The sequence below is a fragment of the Paraglaciecola sp. genome, from assembly GCF_039943935.1.
Taxonomy (GTDB): domain Bacteria; phylum Pseudomonadota; class Gammaproteobacteria; order Enterobacterales; family Alteromonadaceae; genus Paraglaciecola.
This window is the reverse complement of record NZ_JBDUZQ010000009.1, coordinates 20168-36046: the sequence shown is the minus strand read 5'-3', so window position 1 is coordinate 36046 and position 15879 is coordinate 20168. Positions and strand designations below refer to the sequence as shown.

The 15879-nt window shown below is 38.2% G+C and carries 16 protein-coding genes; 8 read left to right on the top strand and 8 right to left on the bottom strand.

Going from position 1 to position 15879, the window contains the following annotated elements; all coding sequences use genetic code 11:
- Window positions 1–42 precede the first annotated feature (42 nt).
- The 3 genes from ABJD71_RS05095 to fldB form a co-directional block, all read right to left on the bottom strand.
- Window positions 43–450: a biopolymer transporter ExbD gene (locus ABJD71_RS05095; protein ID WP_348165541.1), complete on the bottom strand. Its 408-nt coding sequence runs from the start codon at window positions 448–450 to the stop codon at window positions 43–45.
- 117 nt (window positions 451–567) lie between these two features.
- On the bottom strand, window positions 568–1353 hold the full coding sequence (locus ABJD71_RS05090) for a CLCA_X family protein (RefSeq protein WP_348165538.1): 786 nt from the start codon (window positions 1351–1353) through the stop codon (window positions 568–570).
- Between the two features lie 2 nt (window positions 1354–1355).
- The gene (gene fldB, locus ABJD71_RS05085; RefSeq protein WP_348165535.1) at window positions 1356–1898 is read right to left on the bottom strand and encodes a flavodoxin FldB; all 543 of its coding nucleotides are present in this window, start codon (window positions 1896–1898) and stop codon (window positions 1356–1358) included.
- A gap of 232 nt (window positions 1899–2130) precedes the next feature.
- Between fldB and ABJD71_RS05080 the strand changes: the two genes are divergently transcribed.
- Window positions 2131–3243, top strand: coding sequence for a hypothetical protein (locus ABJD71_RS05080; RefSeq protein ID WP_348165532.1), 1113 nt, complete (start codon window positions 2131–2133; stop codon window positions 3241–3243).
- A 57-nt stretch (window positions 3244–3300) separates the two neighbouring features.
- Here ABJD71_RS05080 and msrA read toward each other — a convergent pair whose 3' ends face one another.
- Window positions 3301–3837: a peptide-methionine (S)-S-oxide reductase MsrA gene (gene msrA / locus ABJD71_RS05075; protein ID WP_348165530.1), complete on the bottom strand. Its 537-nt coding sequence runs from the start codon at window positions 3835–3837 to the stop codon at window positions 3301–3303.
- A 179-nt stretch (window positions 3838–4016) separates the two neighbouring features.
- Between msrA and ABJD71_RS05070 the strand changes: the two genes are divergently transcribed.
- The 5 genes from ABJD71_RS05070 (at window position 4017) to ABJD71_RS05050 (ending at window position 8348) form a co-directional block, all read left to right on the top strand.
- Entirely contained in the window at window positions 4017–4349 is a 333-nt protein-coding gene (locus tag ABJD71_RS05070) for a YciI family protein (RefSeq protein WP_348165527.1), read from the top strand.
- Window positions 4350–4370: 21 nt separating this feature from the next.
- The gene (locus ABJD71_RS05065; RefSeq protein ID WP_348165523.1) at window positions 4371–5594 is read left to right on the top strand and encodes a sigma-70 family RNA polymerase sigma factor; all 1224 of its coding nucleotides are present in this window, start codon (window positions 4371–4373) and stop codon (window positions 5592–5594) included.
- A gap of 58 nt (window positions 5595–5652) precedes the next feature.
- Window positions 5653–6069: a DUF393 domain-containing protein gene (locus ABJD71_RS05060; RefSeq protein ID WP_348165520.1), complete on the top strand. Its 417-nt coding sequence runs from the start codon at window positions 5653–5655 to the stop codon at window positions 6067–6069.
- On the top strand, window positions 6056–6793 hold the full coding sequence (locus ABJD71_RS05055) for an SDR family NAD(P)-dependent oxidoreductase (RefSeq protein ID WP_348165517.1): 738 nt from the start codon (window positions 6056–6058) through the stop codon (window positions 6791–6793). The genes ABJD71_RS05060 and ABJD71_RS05055 overlap by 14 nt, the downstream gene beginning before the upstream one ends.
- A gap of 127 nt (window positions 6794–6920) precedes the next feature.
- Window positions 6921–8348: a sodium-dependent transporter gene (locus ABJD71_RS05050; RefSeq protein ID WP_348165514.1), complete on the top strand. Its 1428-nt coding sequence runs from the start codon at window positions 6921–6923 to the stop codon at window positions 8346–8348.
- A gap of 28 nt (window positions 8349–8376) precedes the next feature.
- Here ABJD71_RS05050 and ABJD71_RS05045 read toward each other — a convergent pair whose 3' ends face one another.
- On the bottom strand, window positions 8377–9195 hold the full coding sequence (locus ABJD71_RS05045) for an NAD-dependent epimerase/dehydratase family protein (RefSeq protein WP_348165511.1): 819 nt from the start codon (window positions 9193–9195) through the stop codon (window positions 8377–8379).
- 40 nt (window positions 9196–9235) lie between these two features.
- Window positions 9236–10018 carry a YggN family protein gene (locus ABJD71_RS05040; protein ID WP_348165508.1) on the bottom strand — a complete coding sequence of 261 codons (783 nt, stop codon included), beginning with the start codon at window positions 10016–10018 and terminating at the stop codon, window positions 9236–9238.
- A gap of 245 nt (window positions 10019–10263) precedes the next feature.
- On the opposite strand from ABJD71_RS05040, the gene ABJD71_RS05035 reads away from it, so the two are divergent.
- Window positions 10264–10461: a hypothetical protein gene (locus ABJD71_RS05035; RefSeq protein WP_348165505.1), complete on the top strand. Its 198-nt coding sequence runs from the start codon at window positions 10264–10266 to the stop codon at window positions 10459–10461.
- A gap of 7 nt (window positions 10462–10468) precedes the next feature.
- Here the strand turns inward: ABJD71_RS05035 and ABJD71_RS05030 are convergent, their stop codons facing one another.
- Window positions 10469–11710 (bottom strand): mechanosensitive ion channel domain-containing protein, encoded by a 1242-nt coding sequence (locus ABJD71_RS05030; RefSeq protein ID WP_348165502.1) that lies wholly within the window; start codon window positions 11708–11710, stop codon window positions 10469–10471.
- Window positions 11711–11749: 39 nt separating this feature from the next.
- Entirely contained in the window at window positions 11750–12664 is a 915-nt protein-coding gene (locus tag ABJD71_RS05025; RefSeq protein ID WP_348165499.1) for an acyltransferase, read from the bottom strand.
- 214 nt (window positions 12665–12878) lie between these two features.
- Here ABJD71_RS05025 and ABJD71_RS05020 point away from each other — a divergent pair, with 214 nt between their 5' ends.
- Window positions 12879–15758, top strand: coding sequence for a pitrilysin family protein (locus ABJD71_RS05020; protein ID WP_348165496.1), 2880 nt, complete (start codon window positions 12879–12881; stop codon window positions 15756–15758).
- Window positions 15759–15879: the final 121 nt, after the last annotated feature.

Below are 15879 nucleotides of genomic sequence, written 5' to 3'. Positions count from 1 at the left end.
AAGAAACACGGCTTTTTCAATTATAGTAATGGCTAATTTAGTTTACTTACCAACCAATACAGAAACGTTTGCGATACCAGCTTTCTTAACTTCGTTAATTACTTCGGTTACGTCACCATGTTTTGCTTTAGGGTGAGCTTGAACAGCTGCTGAGTCTTGATTGTTTTCAGCCAAGAAACTTTGAATATTCGCTTCTACACGGCGAATATCAACCTGACGACCATTCACTACTATTGTTCCATCTTCTTCTACGCGAATAGATAAAGACTTTACATTAGTAGGTGGTGGGGGTGTATTAGAATCTTTAGGGCGACTAACTTCTAGTCCTTTCTCTTTTACGAAAGAGGTGGTCACAATAAAGAAGATAAGCATGATGAACACTATGTCCAACATGGGAGTCATATCAATTGCAGCTTCGTCGTCTGCGCTGCCGTGTTTTTTTCTTTTCATCGGTATAAATCGCCAATTGGGTTAATACGAATACTGCCTTTAAATTAAGACAGTTCATCTTCGGAGATCTTAATTGTTATTCAACAATTATCGGAACCCACTAAGGGTTAGTGTTTCTCACTTCCCTATAGCGTGCCCCAAATGACGAAAATAATCCAGTAGGTTTTTTGAAATTATTGTTCTATGTTCATCTACAGGGTAGATCCCTAACTTGGCCTCAGGGCTTTGCTTGGTACCTTGCACTAGAAATGCATTTTTTCTAAATTGGTCTTGGATACACGCCTCAAAGGCACGGGCGCTAAGCTCCTGAGGCTGAGCGTAATAGTACATTTTTAGTGTTTTATCAGCAAAAGCACAACGATTAACATAGTCATTTGGTTGACTTTTAGTGCTGCTTAAAAATATTGACTCAAAAACTCTACTGAGTTTGATATTTAAACCATGTTGTATTTGTTGGTTGTCTTTTAACCAGCTTTGCGAGGCAAATTGATGATTTTTAGTATTTACAAATAACTTGTTGCAAATGTAATGGTCAAAAGCATGGAACCATTCGTGGGCCAGTGCTCCTCCTCCGGCATTTTTTGCCAATGCTAAGGTTTTAGTTCGTGAGTCGTAGTGAGCACTACTGTGTTTTCTGCCACCACTGCCAAATGCTAGCGATAAATGATTATTCAGGGAGATGACCTGTTCAGGCACCTCCAGTATTTCCATTAAGTCGCACAAAGCATCAAAAAATAAATTGGCGGCAAGCTGTTGTTCTTCTTTTGTAACCCATTTGCCAATTGTGACTGTGCGAAACCCGAATATTTTTACGATATCTTGAAAACTTACATCAGCCCCGTCTCGATGTGAGGGGCCATTTCGATAATATGGCTGATGAATCCGTGACGGTTTGCTTGACATTGCTAAATGGCATCAAGCTCAGCTAATATTTGGGTACTCCATTCTTCTACTCGTTGTTCAGTTAAATCATATTGATTTTCATCGTCTAAGCTTAAGCCTACAAAAAAGCTATTTTCTGCCACCAATGCTTTTGAATGATTGAATTCATAGCCTACATTTGGCCAATACCCTACGAATTCACATTGCAAAACAGCTAATTCATCGTGCAGCATACCTAGCGCATCTTGAAACCAATCTGCGTAGCCAAATTGGTCTCCCAAACCATATAAAGCGACCTTTTTACCTGTTAGGTTTAAGTCTTTAATATCTTGCCAACTAGACTCCCAATCTTCTTGCAATTCGCCAAAGTCCCAAGTTGATATACCGAATATTAATACATCATATTGTTCTGACTCTTTAAGGTGGGTATCTTTAATATCAAATAAGTCAACCTTTGACATTTTTGCTAATTCGTGAATTTGAATTTGAATTTTTTCAGCCGCCATTTCTGTATAGCAAGTAGTGGAACCATAGAATAAACCTATCTTTAATGCTTGTATGGACATGTTGACCTTAGTGAAATTTTAATCAGAATCTAAAAAAACGCAGCATATTATACCTATAATTGTATATTACTCTTCGGGATTTTTATTTCCTTATGACTTCAGAGAAGCTCGTTTGGAAAAATAAAGCGATGCTATATGGTTTTCTTTTACATTTCTTTAGGTAATATTCGAGTGCTTGAAAACATGAGAGCGGTTTTCATTGAATCACTTATTTAATTTGTACGGAATATATATGAAACTTACCTCTGCATTATTTGCCTTAGCTAGCTGTTTATGGATGGTGGGGTGCAGCAAATCGTCTATCACTGACAATATTGATGTATACGGTTACTGGGTTATGGAGAATGATGGTTCTATAATGAAAGACCCTCAGCCCTCAGGTCTAAAGGCGTGGAAAGGTGGCCTATTAACTGTAAGTGATCGTAGTGCTATTCCTTCTCAGCGTTTACTGCTTCGAAAAATATCAACTAATGAAGCTCAATTAAATGGCCCTGATTTATCTATATCTTTGTCTGATAACTTAGCGCAAAGTTGTTTTGCAGCCTACATCAGTGGTAATCCAGATTTGGAAGCGCTGGCAATAGACCCGAATGATGACAAAATTTTTTATTTGGTTACCGAGGATGCCAGTGGCGCTGAGCCGATGTCGGTATCCTGCCAGAATAAATATTCAAATACCGGCTCTACATTGTACCCGAGGTTACTAATACGGTTAGAACAGCAAACAAGTAGCTCAGTTTTGATGACTCACGTCCGTCCAATAAAATTTACTCAAGAGATGCAGGTGGGTGATTTTCCTAACGATGGTATTGAGGCCTTAAGCTTTGGTAACAATAGAACCTTGTACTTGGGGGTTGAGAAGGATAAACAGTCACAAGCTCGTATTTTTTCTTTGAAAATGGATGAGGATTTCTGGGGCTCTGAGGATTTTGCTGTGGTTTCTGACTTACCTTTAAAGTTACCAAATTTTTCAGGGGGCAGACACCCAATCAATGGAATGGACTTTTACCAAGCACCAGCGGGACAAGAGTTTCTAATTGCCGCCGCCCGTAATGATGGAAAATTATGGATTATTGACTTAAGTGGAGAAAAAGAAACGCGTATATTACCACTCACATTTTACGCTGAATTAAAGAGTGGAAGTGAAAACTGCACAGGTTTTGAAAAAATGCATAACGCTTCGATTGAAGGTGTTGCGGTAATGAATGATACGCTTTGGATGGTTAATGACCCGTGGAAAGAAATGTATATTAAGAATATTCAATGCAATGAAAATAAAGAAAACTATGAAAATTATTCACCTTTGTTGTTTAGTTTAAAGATTCAAGCTGAGTGGTTTCAATAGTTAATTGTTAGGTTTAGTTGTGCACTAGCAGGATTGGTGCACAACAGATTACCGTGTTTACTTTAATCTACTGGCAAATTTTTTCTTAAATTTTAAAAGTTTAGGGGCAACAACCATATTGCAGTATTGGTTTTGTGGATTATTAGAGAAGTAATCTTGGTGATAGTCTTCAGCTTGATAGTAGTTATTCACTTCAGTTAATTCGGTGACAATTGGATCAGACCAAATTTTTTCCTCTTCAATTTCTCGTAAAATCTCACTAGCCATTACTTTTTGTGATTCATCATGGTAATAAATTGCACTGCGATATTGCGTTCCCACATCATTACCTTGGCGGTTGAGTTGCGTCGGATTGTGCAAGGCAAAAAATATTTCAAGAATGTCGCGATACGTAATTAAGTCTGTATCAAAATTCACTTGCACCACTTCTGCATGGCCAGAACTACCATTACAAACTTGCTCATAGGTTGGGTTATCAAGTTGCCCGCCTGCGTACCCAGCGTATGCTGAAACTACACCGTTAACACTGCTAAAAGCTGATTCAATACACCAGAAGCAGCCACCACCAAGAGTTGTGGTTTGAATTGTTGCCATTTTTTACTCCAACAAAATGTCTTTATAGTCATAATGTGGTTGTTACTGATACAAAATTCAAGATATAAATATTTCAAAAAATTTTAATTATGTGTCTGAATAGTCTTATCTGATTCGTTATTAAATAGAGAAGTTTGATAAGCAAGCTTTTTACTAACTAATTAAAAAAGGAAACTAATATGCAATTTTTAGCGTTGATTTATGCTGGTGAAGGCAAGGATGATGTGGACATGGAAACTCTAATAAGTCAGTACGAGTCTTTTGAAGAGGAAGCAAAAAATGTTGTTTTGGGGAGTAATGCTCTAGAGGCAGTAAGCACCGCCACTTCAGTGAGAGTGAGAGATGGAAAATCACAATTAACAGACGGTCCTTTTGCTGAGACTAAAGAGCAACTGGGAGGCTATTATCTATTTGACTGTAAAGACCTTGATGAGGCATTGCTTTGGGCTGCTAAAATTCCTAGTGCCCGTTATGGCACAGTTGAAGTGAGACCGGTCATGTTATTTGAATGATAGAAACTGACTGTTTTGCATATGGATGAGATAGCACGAATTTTTAGAGCTGAATCAGGCAAGGTTATTGCCTCTCTGGTTTATATTTCTAAAGATATACAGTTAGCTGAAGATGCGCTACAAGATGCCCTTGAACAGGCTAGTATCCATTGGCCCGTTCAAGGCGTACCTGCCAATAGTTGTGCTTGGCTTTATTTGGTAGCTAAACGTAAGCTTATCGACAATTTACGCAAAATAAAAACCTACAATGATAAACAAAATACCGATCTAATTAGGCAGAGTATTATCTCTATTGAAGGCACATCTGAGCTTGAATATGATGTACCAGATGAAAGGCTTAGATTAATATTTACATGCTGTCACCCAGCATTAAATGAGGATGCACAAGTCGCGTTAACTCTTAGGACTTTGTGTGGTTTAACAGTCAAAGAAATAGCTCGAGCTTATTTGATATCTGAAGTGGCCATGGGTCAACGGATCACTCGATCCAAAAGAAAAATTAAAAAAGCGGGTATCGCTTATGAAGTGCCTAGCCATGCACAACTCAACGCTCGTTTAGCCAGTGTGCTTAAAGTTATTTATTTGATTTATAATGAATCTTACAGCGCATTTGAAGGGCAAACACTGACTCGGCAAGATTTTGCTCAAGAGGCAATTAGGTTAAGCCGCTTGATGGTTAAGCTAACGCCATCTGCGGAAGTATTCGGCATGGTGGCATTACTGTTGTTTCATGATGCAAGAAGAGCGTCTCGTAGTAATAGCCTTGAGGCTTATATTCCGCTAGAACATCAAGATAGACAGTTATGGGATGACAAGCTGATTACCGAAGCGAATAAATATATGGATAAAGCATTGGCATATAAACAAGCTGGGCAATATCAAATACAAGCTGCAATCAGTGCCTTACATTGTAATGCACCTAGTTGGGAAGTAACTGATTGGAACCAAATTAGATTGCTCTATTTACGATTGTTAGATTTCAACGGCTCACCAATGGTTTTACTCAACTTATTGGTTGCTAAGTCTTATACAGCAGAGTTAGATAAGGTGTATCAAGAGTTACTATTATTGGAGACTCACTTGTCTGATTATCAACCCTACTATGCAGCGAAAAGCGATATAGAGGGGCGTCTAGCATTACCGGTAGCGGCAAATACCTCACTAGATAAGGCGATCAAATTAAGTAAGAATGGTAGCGAGCGAGACTTCTTATTGCGAAAAAGGGCCGCATCTCTCAAAAATTGAACCTACATCTTTGTTTCTACGTATTATTAATTTAAATGAATCTAATTGAATTGCTCTTATGTTAACTCACGAACTCACTATTTTTTATGATGGCTATTGCCCCTTATGTTTAGCTGAAATGCGTAAATTAAAGGAGTTAGATACGTCAAAGGCTATTTCTTTTGTTGATATCCAAGAAGACTGTTTTAATCATAACTACCCTCACTTGAATTGGGCGGCATTGAATGCCCGTATTCATGGTTATCTTGCTGATGGCAGGTTAATAAGTGGCTTAGATGTGACATATGTAGCATGGAAGCTGGTAGGTAAAGGTTGGGTATATGCACCCCTTAGATGGCCAGTAATTAGGTGGTTTGCAAATATGGCTTACAATGGTTTCGCGAAGCATCGATACACCATTTCGTTTTTGTTAACAGGCAAAAAGCGTTGTTTACCGTGTGAGCAAGTTAATAGAGGTTCACATGACAAAAACTAACGCTCTTGTGATTGGTGCATCTGGGGGCATTGGCGCTGCATCAGTTAATCAATTACAACACTCAAATGTGTATCATCAAGTACATGCTGTTTCTCGCAGTTTACCTGCTGAGCCTTTAAGCCATGTCTGCTATCATCAAGTGGACTCAGAAGATGATCATAATATTTTTGAATTATGCCAACAGCTTAATTCCCAAGGGATTCAATTTACACTTGTTGTTTGTTGTATTGGGGCGTTACATGGCCAGGTTGGCGAACATCTAGTTAAACCTGAAAAACGCATGGAAGATTTAGACTCTAAAAGCCTAGATTTTTATTTTTCAACTAACGTCATTACACCTGCTATTTGGCTTAAAAACCTAGAGAAGTTGTTGAAAGGCAAACAAGCCGCAAAACTAGTGTTTTTGAGCGCTAGAGTGGGCAGTATTAATGATAATGAGTTGGGCGGTTGGTATGGTTACCGCGCAAGTAAGGCAGCTTTAAATATGTTGATAAAAACGGCACAAGTTGAGTTGAAAAGGCGTGCTAAAAATGTCGCATTGGTTAGTTACCATCCCGGTACTGTAGATACTAATTTATCTAAGCCTTTCCAGAGCAATGTTCCTCAAGGTAAATTATTCACTGCTGATTTTACTGTGTCACAATTGTTAAATGTACTTTCAGACTTAACTGCAGAACATGCCCCTTATTATATAGATTGGCAGGGCAAAAGGATTTCTTGGTAGTGTTTAATCTTAACGATACTTGTAGTGATTTTTGTGGTTGAGGGGATGGATCTCTTAACAACAAAGACATTCTGAAATTCTGCTGGTAATATCTGCCTCCAATTATAAAAATAAAATAGGACTTGTTATGAGCGCACCTCGCGAACAATTTGGCTCTCGTTTAGGTTTTGTCTTAGCGGCGGCTGGCTCTGCTGTTGGTATTGGTAACCTTGTTGGGTTTCCAGTTGGTGCCGCTAAAAATGGTGGTGGGGCATTTTTGTTGATGTATGCCATATTTGTAGTGGCAATATGTGTTCCAGTGATGATTGCAGAAATGACCATCGGAAGGGCTAGTCAAAAAGATCCTCTTGGTGCTTTAACGTCACTTTCTGGGCGCAATAAAGGGTGGCGTTTGGCCGGATGGTTATCAATTATTACTCCCTTTATGATTGCGGTGTTCTACTTGGTTATTACTGTTTGGATTTTTGGTTATTTATTTGAATCTAGCATAGGAAACCTAGACTTACTGGCAGACCCCGCAACGTTTGGAAATTTTATATCTGGTAATAGCATCTTCATATACATGGCAGGTGTACTGGCAATTGTATATTTAATCCTGCAAGGTGGCGTAAAACAAGGTATAGAAAAAGCAGCTAAAATATTGATGCCAGCCTTGTTTATAATGCTGCTTGGCATGGTTGTGTTTGTCTTAACTCGAGACAACGCTATGGCTGGGGTATCGTTTTACCTTGTTCCTGATTTTGATAAAATTAATGCCAGTGTGATTAATGGTGCGCTTTCCCAAGCTTTTTTCTCTTTGTCTTTAGGGATGGGGATCATGATCACTTATGGTAGTTATATTGATAAGCGCTCTAATTTACCTTCTTCTGCAAAACTAGTTGCATTGACCGATACTGCTGTGGCTTTTACTGCTGGCTTGATGATCCTTCCAGCCATTTTTTCGTTTAATCCCTCTGTTAATCCAAGTGAGTTAAGTGAATCTTCAGTTTCAATGATTTTCTCTTATTTGCCGCAAATATTTTTAGCTTTGCAAGAGTCCTTGGGCTACACGGGGGCGAGTATAGTTGCCAGTACTTTCTTTTTATTAGTCTTTTTTGCAGCGATAACTTCATTAGTTTCGATCTTTGAAGTGCCTGTTGCCGCATTGATGAGCGAGAAAGGTATAGTTCGTAAAAATTCATTATTTATTTGTGGCATTTTACTAGTTGTTTTTGCGTTGATGTGCGCGTTTTCATTTGGCTTTTTTGAATTTTTTACGGCATTCATTAGTTATGGGGGCTCAGATACCCCAAAGTCTTTCTTTGACTTAGTGTATGACGTTTTTTATGACACCATTTTGCCTTTAAATGGATTATTGATTTGCCTATTTGTTAGCTATAAATGGAAAACTCATGCATTTAACAAAGAGTTAGACGAAGGCGCGCCTGATTTTAAAGGTAGCTTTCTGGCACGCTATGTAAATTTTGCACTTGGAACTTTTATTCCTTTAATTTTATTGGTTATTTTTGCAAATACAGTGGCTCTTAAATTCTTTGGTAGCGCACTGATTGGCTAGTAGTAATTTAAATCGTGCTATAAGGGATCTATGCCTTAATCATATCGTAAGGGCTTGGGTATTTAAGTGTTAATCCAAGCTTTTCAAGGCTATAAGTTGCATCAATTTCCTTTCCCGCAGCTGGTTGTTCACAAGCGATAAAGGTGGGTGCTGGCAAGGCTAGTTTTGCTGCTGACCAAGTGTAGTAGTCTTTTCTTGTGGGGTGCTGTAACGCGCTTAAATGTAATGTATGCCCCCAAAGGTTTTTCGTGATAACAAGGTAGATAGCACGGATCACATCATCTTGATGTATCAAGTTAGTCTTACCATTTGGGTTTGGTAGATTTGATTTACCTGCCAGATAATTGGCTGGATGCCTATCATGATTAACTAATCCTGAAAGGCGAATAATTGTGCTGCATTTAGGGAAGGCTTCGGTGACCAAGGCTTCAATAATCAGATTAGTTTTACCTGATGAGGTGACAGGCATGGTTGGGCTATGTTCCGTTATTACTTGGTCTTGGTCACCGTATACAGACGTAGTACTAATGAAAATCACTTGCTTAATTTGAGTACGCGAAGCGTGTTCGACTAACGAATGTATCTGCATAATAAAGCTATTCGGGGTTACTGCCTTGCGACCTACGGGGATGTTTAATATTAATGTATTGCTAGTAAAAATAGCACTAACAGCCGCAATGTTTAAGTCATCTCCTAGTTCAAATTTTACGGCTTCTAACCCTAAGTCATTTAAGGTTGTGCACTTTTGAAGTGAGCGGGTGGAGGCTACAATATTGTAACCAAATCCTTTTAACGTTAAAGCCAGCGGCTGGCCTAACCAACCACAGCCTACGATAGATATTCCCACAGAGTTATTCTCGTTATAAAAATTGAGTAGAGTTAGATTATCACATCAAATTCGTATTGTTTTTTACTTGTAACACATCTAAATTACTGAGCTGCTGAATATTTTGTTGTAATTTATTTTCTGCCATATCGATTTCAGCCAATGTGATGCATAAAGCATGGGCATTTTTCTCTAATACTGTGGCCTGTGCTTCAATTTTGTGTTCTATACGCTGGCCAAAATGCTCCATTTTATGTTCAAATTCTTCTAAGTCACCACCACCAAATATGATTTGAGTGCCTAGGGCTACCAATACATGTCCGATAGATTCAGATACTACTTCTTCAATTGCTTGTTCGAATTCTTGCTCCCATTGTTCTCCCATAAACACTCTGTCTTCAAAACCATCTGAGTCTATTTGTATATTGCCGTTGTCCCCATAAAAATTGTATTGGACTTGTTGGTCTAATTCATTCAATTTATCAGATAAGTCTTGCATGACCTGGCTATCAGAGCCTAACATTTCTTCAAATACTTCACTCATTGCACTATTGGCTAAAGCTATGGCATCTGTTGCGATATTTGCTGCTTGTGGCACTGCTTCATTGATGCCATTGTAATACTGATTTACCCATTGTCGTTGCTCGTTAGACAGGTCTATCTCCTGGTTATTGACATAAAGGACTTTGTCTTCAGTTATGGTGAGCTGATTGTCATGGTCAATTTGAACTTGTAATACCTTATCTTCAAGTTGCAATTGGCCGTTAAGTTCAATATTGCATTGATTGGCGAAAGCTGGAAGTGAACCAAAAGTTAAAGTGGCGGCTAAAATAATTGAACGCATGTTGTTCTCCAAGTATAAACGTCTTTTTTATTCACTTGAGCAAGGGCTACGCCAAGATTAATTTTCTATATAAAACAATAAGATAGATAAGATTTGCTAGTTGCCCATTAAAGTTAATATAAGTTTGTTAGCCAACGTGACTAATAAGTAGTTAGTTAGACCATCTATTTTTTTTATTTATGCTTTTCGTCCTTTGGTTTTTTGGTGCATAATATATATAGATAGTAATAACTAGGAATTAGCTAATGAGTAACTGGTATGAGCCCATTTTATTTGGATTCACATTAATCGCGTTTGTTTTGGGTCTGACTAGCCTCATCATGAGTTTCTTGCCTGTTAAAGAAGGCGAAGACCCTATGCAGTCTAGAGTAGAATATGGATTTTTTGGTGTTTCTGGTTTAGTTTTGTTTATCGTATTTATTTATGCTTTGGTAGTCGCTTAAACTATTTTTAGGGCCTGTCACTGACTCGTTGATAGGCTCTTAGTTTGAAGGTTGGTAATATAGCCAACAAATGATCAAAGATGTCGCTTTGTATCCCTTCGTAGTTCTGCCATTGCTTGTCTGCACAGAAACAATATATCTCAATTGGTACCCCTAATTCAGTTGCAGGTAGCTGGCGCACTATTAAGGTCATGTCGTTATTGATCATTGGGTGGTTTTCTAAATATGCGCGCATATAAGCACGTAACGTCCCTATGTTGGTTAGCCTACGACTATTTACCAAGTCTTCTGTTTTTATGTTTTGTACCTTGTGAAAAGTTTGTAGTTCTTCAAGTTTGTGCTGGATATAGGCTTTGATGTAGCGAATTTTTGAAAATTCTTGCAACGTATCTTGATCGCAAAACGCAATGCTCTGAATATCAATATATACAGAGCGTTTAATACGCCTACCTCCGGACTCTGACATTCCTCTCCAGTTCTTGACTGAATCAGTTATCAAAGCATAAGTTGGAATGGTAGAAATAGTTTTATCCCAGTTTTGAACTTTTACTGTGGTTAAGCCTACTTCTAGCACATCACCATCAGCTCCAAACTTTGGCATTTCTATCCAGTCGCCAGTATTTACCATGCGGTTAGCTGCAATTTGAATACCCGCCACAAAACCTAATATGGTGTCTCTAAACAATAATAGCAAGATTGCGGTTACAGCACCTAAACCAGAAATTAGTAACAGTGGTGACTTATCTAATAGGTTGGAAATAATAAGTAGTGCAGCCACGACAATGATGAATAGCTTACCAACTTGAATGAAGCCAGTAATAGGAGCTTTCTTGGCCAAGTTTGAAGCATTGTAAGTATCTTCTACTGTATTAAGTATGGCGCTTGCAGCTAATACAGAGGCGATTAATACATAGACCACAGCTGATTTTTGTAAAAACGTTAGTAATAGAGCGTTGTCTATTAAAAGAGAGCTTAATAAATACAGTAAAATAGCGGGCACAATATGGCCTACTCTTCTGAAAAAGTTATGCCTGTGTAACTCATCATCAAAGGTATTTTTACTTTTACTTATGATTAAACGAATACGGCTATGTAGAATACTTTTTGTGAGCCAATTGCTACCCCAAGCTAATACTAAAATACCTGTCAAGGCAGTGGCTTGGAAAAGCCAACTTTTTTCTGAAACATGAAAGCCAAAATACTCTATCAGTGATAATAATTTTTGACTGAGGAATTCACTTTTTTCCATTTTAATCTCGATGTATATTTAACTTATATTACTTGCGGACTAATCTGAGCCTTTGGTGTCTGACATTGATTGAAGGCGTTGGTCTTTTTGCAACCATAGATTAGTTAACCAGCGTTGAAACTTAACTCTTTGCTCTGGGTTATTGAAGTAATCAGGCCCATAAATATCATTTCTCAATATGTCTTCGATTGAATGAGTTTGAATATCTACTTTGATATAGCTCACTTTACCACACGTAAAATCCCAGAAACTAGGCGTACCCTGAGGGTAATGTATGGTGACATCTAACAATTTATGGAGTTGCTCGCCCATTGCACCTAATACAAACGCCATCCCTCCCGCTTTGGGTTTAAGTAAGTGTTGAAATTGACCAGAGAGTCGCTGCTGTTTTTCTTCTGTTAAGCGAGTCCCTTCAACAAAATTCATAATACTGACAGGTTTGTATTTGAATTTTTCGCAAGCTTTGCGGGTATTTTCTAAATCCTTGCCTTTTAAATGTGGTTTTTTAGCGATGAGTTTTTTGCTGTACCTATGCATAAATGGAAAATCTAGCGCCCACCAAGCTACCCCTAAAAATGGCACCCAAATTAATTCCTTTTTTAAGAAAAACTTCAAAAATGGAATTTTGCGATTAAATACTCTCTGTAACACTAAAATATCTACCCAAGACCTATGATTAGATATGACTAAATACCAGTCTTTTTGACTTAAGCCTTCTAACCCAGTGACCTCAATTTTGGTTCTGCTAAATAGAAATTGATTACAGCTGTTAACGCTTATCCAAAGTGTGGCGCATCCATCTAACAAGTAAGACATAAATGTACGCCATATCTCAATGGGAATAAGTTTAAGAAATGAAAAAATCAAAATGGGAATTAGCCAAAAAATGGTATTAAAAAAATAAATGATGACGGACAGTGCGCCCAATAAAGAAAAAATCATGGTCTTCAACATAATTACTACTCCAAAACTTGCATAAGTTTAAACTAAAATCATTCCAAATATGTAGAAGTTCTTGATAGGGATTTAGGTGTTATAAATGTTTTGTAACACTTCAAGGTGGGAACTATTAGGTAATAACCAAGCCTGATGGCTAGAAAGGCTTTTAATATGAGAGTTTGTATATCATTATTCCATTTGAAATTTTATTAAAAGGATATTATCCGTAGTGAAAAAACATGTTTTATTAACTGCTTGTATCGCAGCTATTTTGAGTTTAAACGCGTGCAGTGTGAAAGAGTCATATCTCGATTCTTCAGCTTCAAGCAATGATATCGTGATTCCTGCTGGTTTCAAAAAAATAACCTCTGTGGTGAAAAGCGCAGATGAACTGGTTATTCCTTTTAATAAATATGAATTAGATAATGGTTTAACTGTGGTATTACACCCAGATAAATCTGACCCACTGGTACATGTTGATGTGACTTACCATGTTGGCTCAGCTAGAGAAGAAGCAGGCAAGTCTGGTTTTGCCCACTTTTTTGAGCATATGATGTTTCAAGGTTCTGAAAATGTCGCTGACGAACAGCACTTTGCTTTAATTACTGAATCTGGAGGTACGTTAAACGGGTCAACCAATACGGACCGTACTAATTACTACGAGACGGTACCAGCCAATCAACTGGAGCGTATGCTTTGGTTAGAGTCTGACCGCATGGGCTTTTTCCTTGATGCGGTAACCACTGAAAAATTTGAAAATCAAAGAGAAACTGTTAAAAACGAACGGGGACAAAATTATGATAATCGCCCGTATGGATTGTTGAGAGAGCGTATAAATGAGGCAATGTATCCTGAAGGACACCCCTATTCATGGTTAACAATAGGTTATATTGAAGACTTAAACCGAGCTGATTTAAATGACCTAAAGAAATTCTTCTTACGTTGGTATGGTCCAAATAACGCTACGTTAACCATAGGTGGGGACCTGGATGAAGCCCAAACTCTAGCTTGGGTAAAAAAATATTTTGGAGGCATTCCAAGAGGTCCGGAGGTGATTGACCCCACTTATACTCAAGTTACCTTTTCTGAAGACCGCTATATTTCAATGGAAGATAATGTTTCTTTACCTTTGATGTATATGGCATTCCCTACTGTCCATCTGAATCACCCTGATGAAGCGCCCTTAGACGTTTTAATGTCAATTTTAGGCTCTGGTAAAACGTCTCTTTTATATAAAAACATGGTTAAAAATGGCAAGGCAGTTCAGGCCCAAGCTGGTCATGCTTGTCAGGAATTAAGTTGCCAATTTAGTTTATACGCTTTGCCTACACCAGGGACATCATTAGCGGAATTAGAAACGATTGCACGAGCGTCGTTAGAGGAATTTGAGAGCCGTGGGGCTGAAGATGATGACCTTGAACGCGTCAAGGCTGGTATAGTATCAGGTATGGTATATGGCCTTGAAAGTGTTAGTGGTAAAGTCAGTCAGCTGGCTGCGTATCAAACATTTCGTAATGATCCAAATGGTATTGGTGATGATGTAGCTCGTTATGAGAATGTCACCAAAGACGATGTGATGAGAGTTTATAAAAAATACATCAAAAGCCAACATGCCGTTATCATGAGCATCGTACCCAAAGGGCGAAGGGATAGTATCGTAAAGCCTGATACCTGGCAGCGTTACGAACGTACAATTCCGAAAAGTGGTGCAGAAACTGAGTTAGCATTGCGCCCAGGAAGTTCTGATTTTGACCGTTCAGTTGTACCTGCTTCAGGTAAGAATCCAAGTATTAGTGTCCCTGAGATTTATCGAACACAAACTAAAAATGGTATTCATGTTTTAGGCGCAATTAATAATGAAGTGCCAACCACTACAATTCGATTACTTATTCCTGCTGGGCAAACTAGAGAAACTGTTGAAAACTTAGGGTTAGCTTCGTTAACTGCAGCCATGATGGGAGAGGCTACCTTGCAATCTAGTGCTGAAGACTTATCCAATCAATTGCAAAAGCTTGGCTCACAGGTAACTTTTAGTGCAGGAGACCAGTTTACAACCGTTAATATCAGAACATTAACTAAAAATTTAGAAGCTACAGTTGCACTCGCAATTGAAAAACTAACCCAACCAAAATTTGCTCAAGACGATTTCTTACGTTTGCAAAAACAGCAGATTGAAGGCTTAAAAAATGCCAAGAAAAACGCCAGTACCACAGCAACTAATACCTTTAACAAGCTAGTGTTTGGTGCAAATAATAGTTTTGCTTACGATGGAAACGGCATAATTGATACCGTTGAAAAGCTTACCTTATATGATGTTAAGAGCTTTTACGCTCAGCACTACGGCCCTGCAAAATCAGAGTTAATAGTCGTGAGTAATCTTGATGAACAAGGTGTTAAGTTTGCGATATCTCCTTTAGAGTTATGGCAAGGTAAATCGAGCGACAACCCTGAAATTAAGGCATTCCCAACGTTAGCTGCTGGAACTTTGTATTTTATTGATAAACCCGATGCTGCACAGTCAGAAATTCGTATTGGTAAGCGAGCTCTTAAGTATGACGCTACTGGAGAGTATTACCGAGCAGATTTAATGAATTACAATTTAGGTGGTGCATTTAATAGCCGGATTAACTTAAACCTGCGAGAAGATAAAGGCTATACCTACGGTGCTCGTTCTTTCTTTAGTGGTAATGATATACGTGGCTATTACAGAGCTCAAGCGGGTGTACGTGCAGACACAACAGCGGATTCTATTGTGCAATTTAGAAATGAAATTGAAGCATTTGCCGAGAAAGGTATGACTGCTCAAGAGCTACAATTTGTCAAAAATGCTATTGGTCAAAGAGATGCTCGTAGCTTCGAAACACCTAGACAAAAGTTAGGCTTTTTATCAACTATAATGAATTATGATCTAGACACTTCTTTTAAAGATGAGCAAAACGCGATACTCGCTAATATTACCAAAGATGAACTCAACGAATTAGCGGTAAAGTACCTTGACGTAAACAACATGATAACTGTTGTTGTGGGTGATAAAGCGACGGTCTTTGAGACCTTACAACCTTTGTTTAATAAAATTGTAGAATTGGATGCCGAAGGTAACCCTTTATAAGACATTCTTAATTAATTTCGTCAAAGCCTCTGCATGATATGTGTAGGGGCTTTTTTATTGCCTTAAACACAGTATTTAGTTGGTGAATTGATTCTGTTCATACTGAGCTAGTGCTAGATTA

Bases quoted from the DNA above. Each gene is read 5' to 3' on its own strand.
- ABJD71_RS05095 (WP_348165541.1), bottom strand. From the start codon at position 450: ATGAAAAGAAAAAAACACGGCAGCGCAGACGACGAAGCTGCAATTGAT.
- ABJD71_RS05090 (WP_348165538.1), bottom strand. From the start codon at position 1,353: ATGTCAAGCAAACCGTCACGGATTCATCAGCCATATTATCGAAATGGC.
- fldB (WP_348165535.1), bottom strand. From the start codon at position 1,898: ATGTCCATACAAGCATTAAAGATAGGTTTATTCTATGGTTCCACTACT.
- ABJD71_RS05080 (WP_348165532.1), top strand. From the start codon at position 2,131: ATGAAACTTACCTCTGCATTATTTGCCTTAGCTAGCTGTTTATGGATG.
- msrA (WP_348165530.1), bottom strand. From the start codon at position 3,837: ATGGCAACAATTCAAACCACAACTCTTGGTGGTGGCTGCTTCTGGTGT.
- ABJD71_RS05070 (WP_348165527.1), top strand. From the start codon at position 4,017: ATGCAATTTTTAGCGTTGATTTATGCTGGTGAAGGCAAGGATGATGTG.
- ABJD71_RS05065 (WP_348165523.1), top strand. From the start codon at position 4,371: ATGGATGAGATAGCACGAATTTTTAGAGCTGAATCAGGCAAGGTTATT.
- ABJD71_RS05060 (WP_348165520.1), top strand. From the start codon at position 5,653: ATGTTAACTCACGAACTCACTATTTTTTATGATGGCTATTGCCCCTTA.
- ABJD71_RS05055 (WP_348165517.1), top strand. From the start codon at position 6,056: ATGACAAAAACTAACGCTCTTGTGATTGGTGCATCTGGGGGCATTGGC.
- ABJD71_RS05050 (WP_348165514.1), top strand. From the start codon at position 6,921: ATGAGCGCACCTCGCGAACAATTTGGCTCTCGTTTAGGTTTTGTCTTA.
- ABJD71_RS05040 (WP_348165508.1), bottom strand. From the start codon at position 10,018: ATGCGTTCAATTATTTTAGCCGCCACTTTAACTTTTGGTTCACTTCCA.
- ABJD71_RS05035 (WP_348165505.1), top strand. From the start codon at position 10,264: ATGAGTAACTGGTATGAGCCCATTTTATTTGGATTCACATTAATCGCG.
- ABJD71_RS05030 (WP_348165502.1), bottom strand. From the start codon at position 11,710: ATGGAAAAAAGTGAATTCCTCAGTCAAAAATTATTATCACTGATAGAG.
- ABJD71_RS05025 (WP_348165499.1), bottom strand. From the start codon at position 12,664: ATGTTGAAGACCATGATTTTTTCTTTATTGGGCGCACTGTCCGTCATC.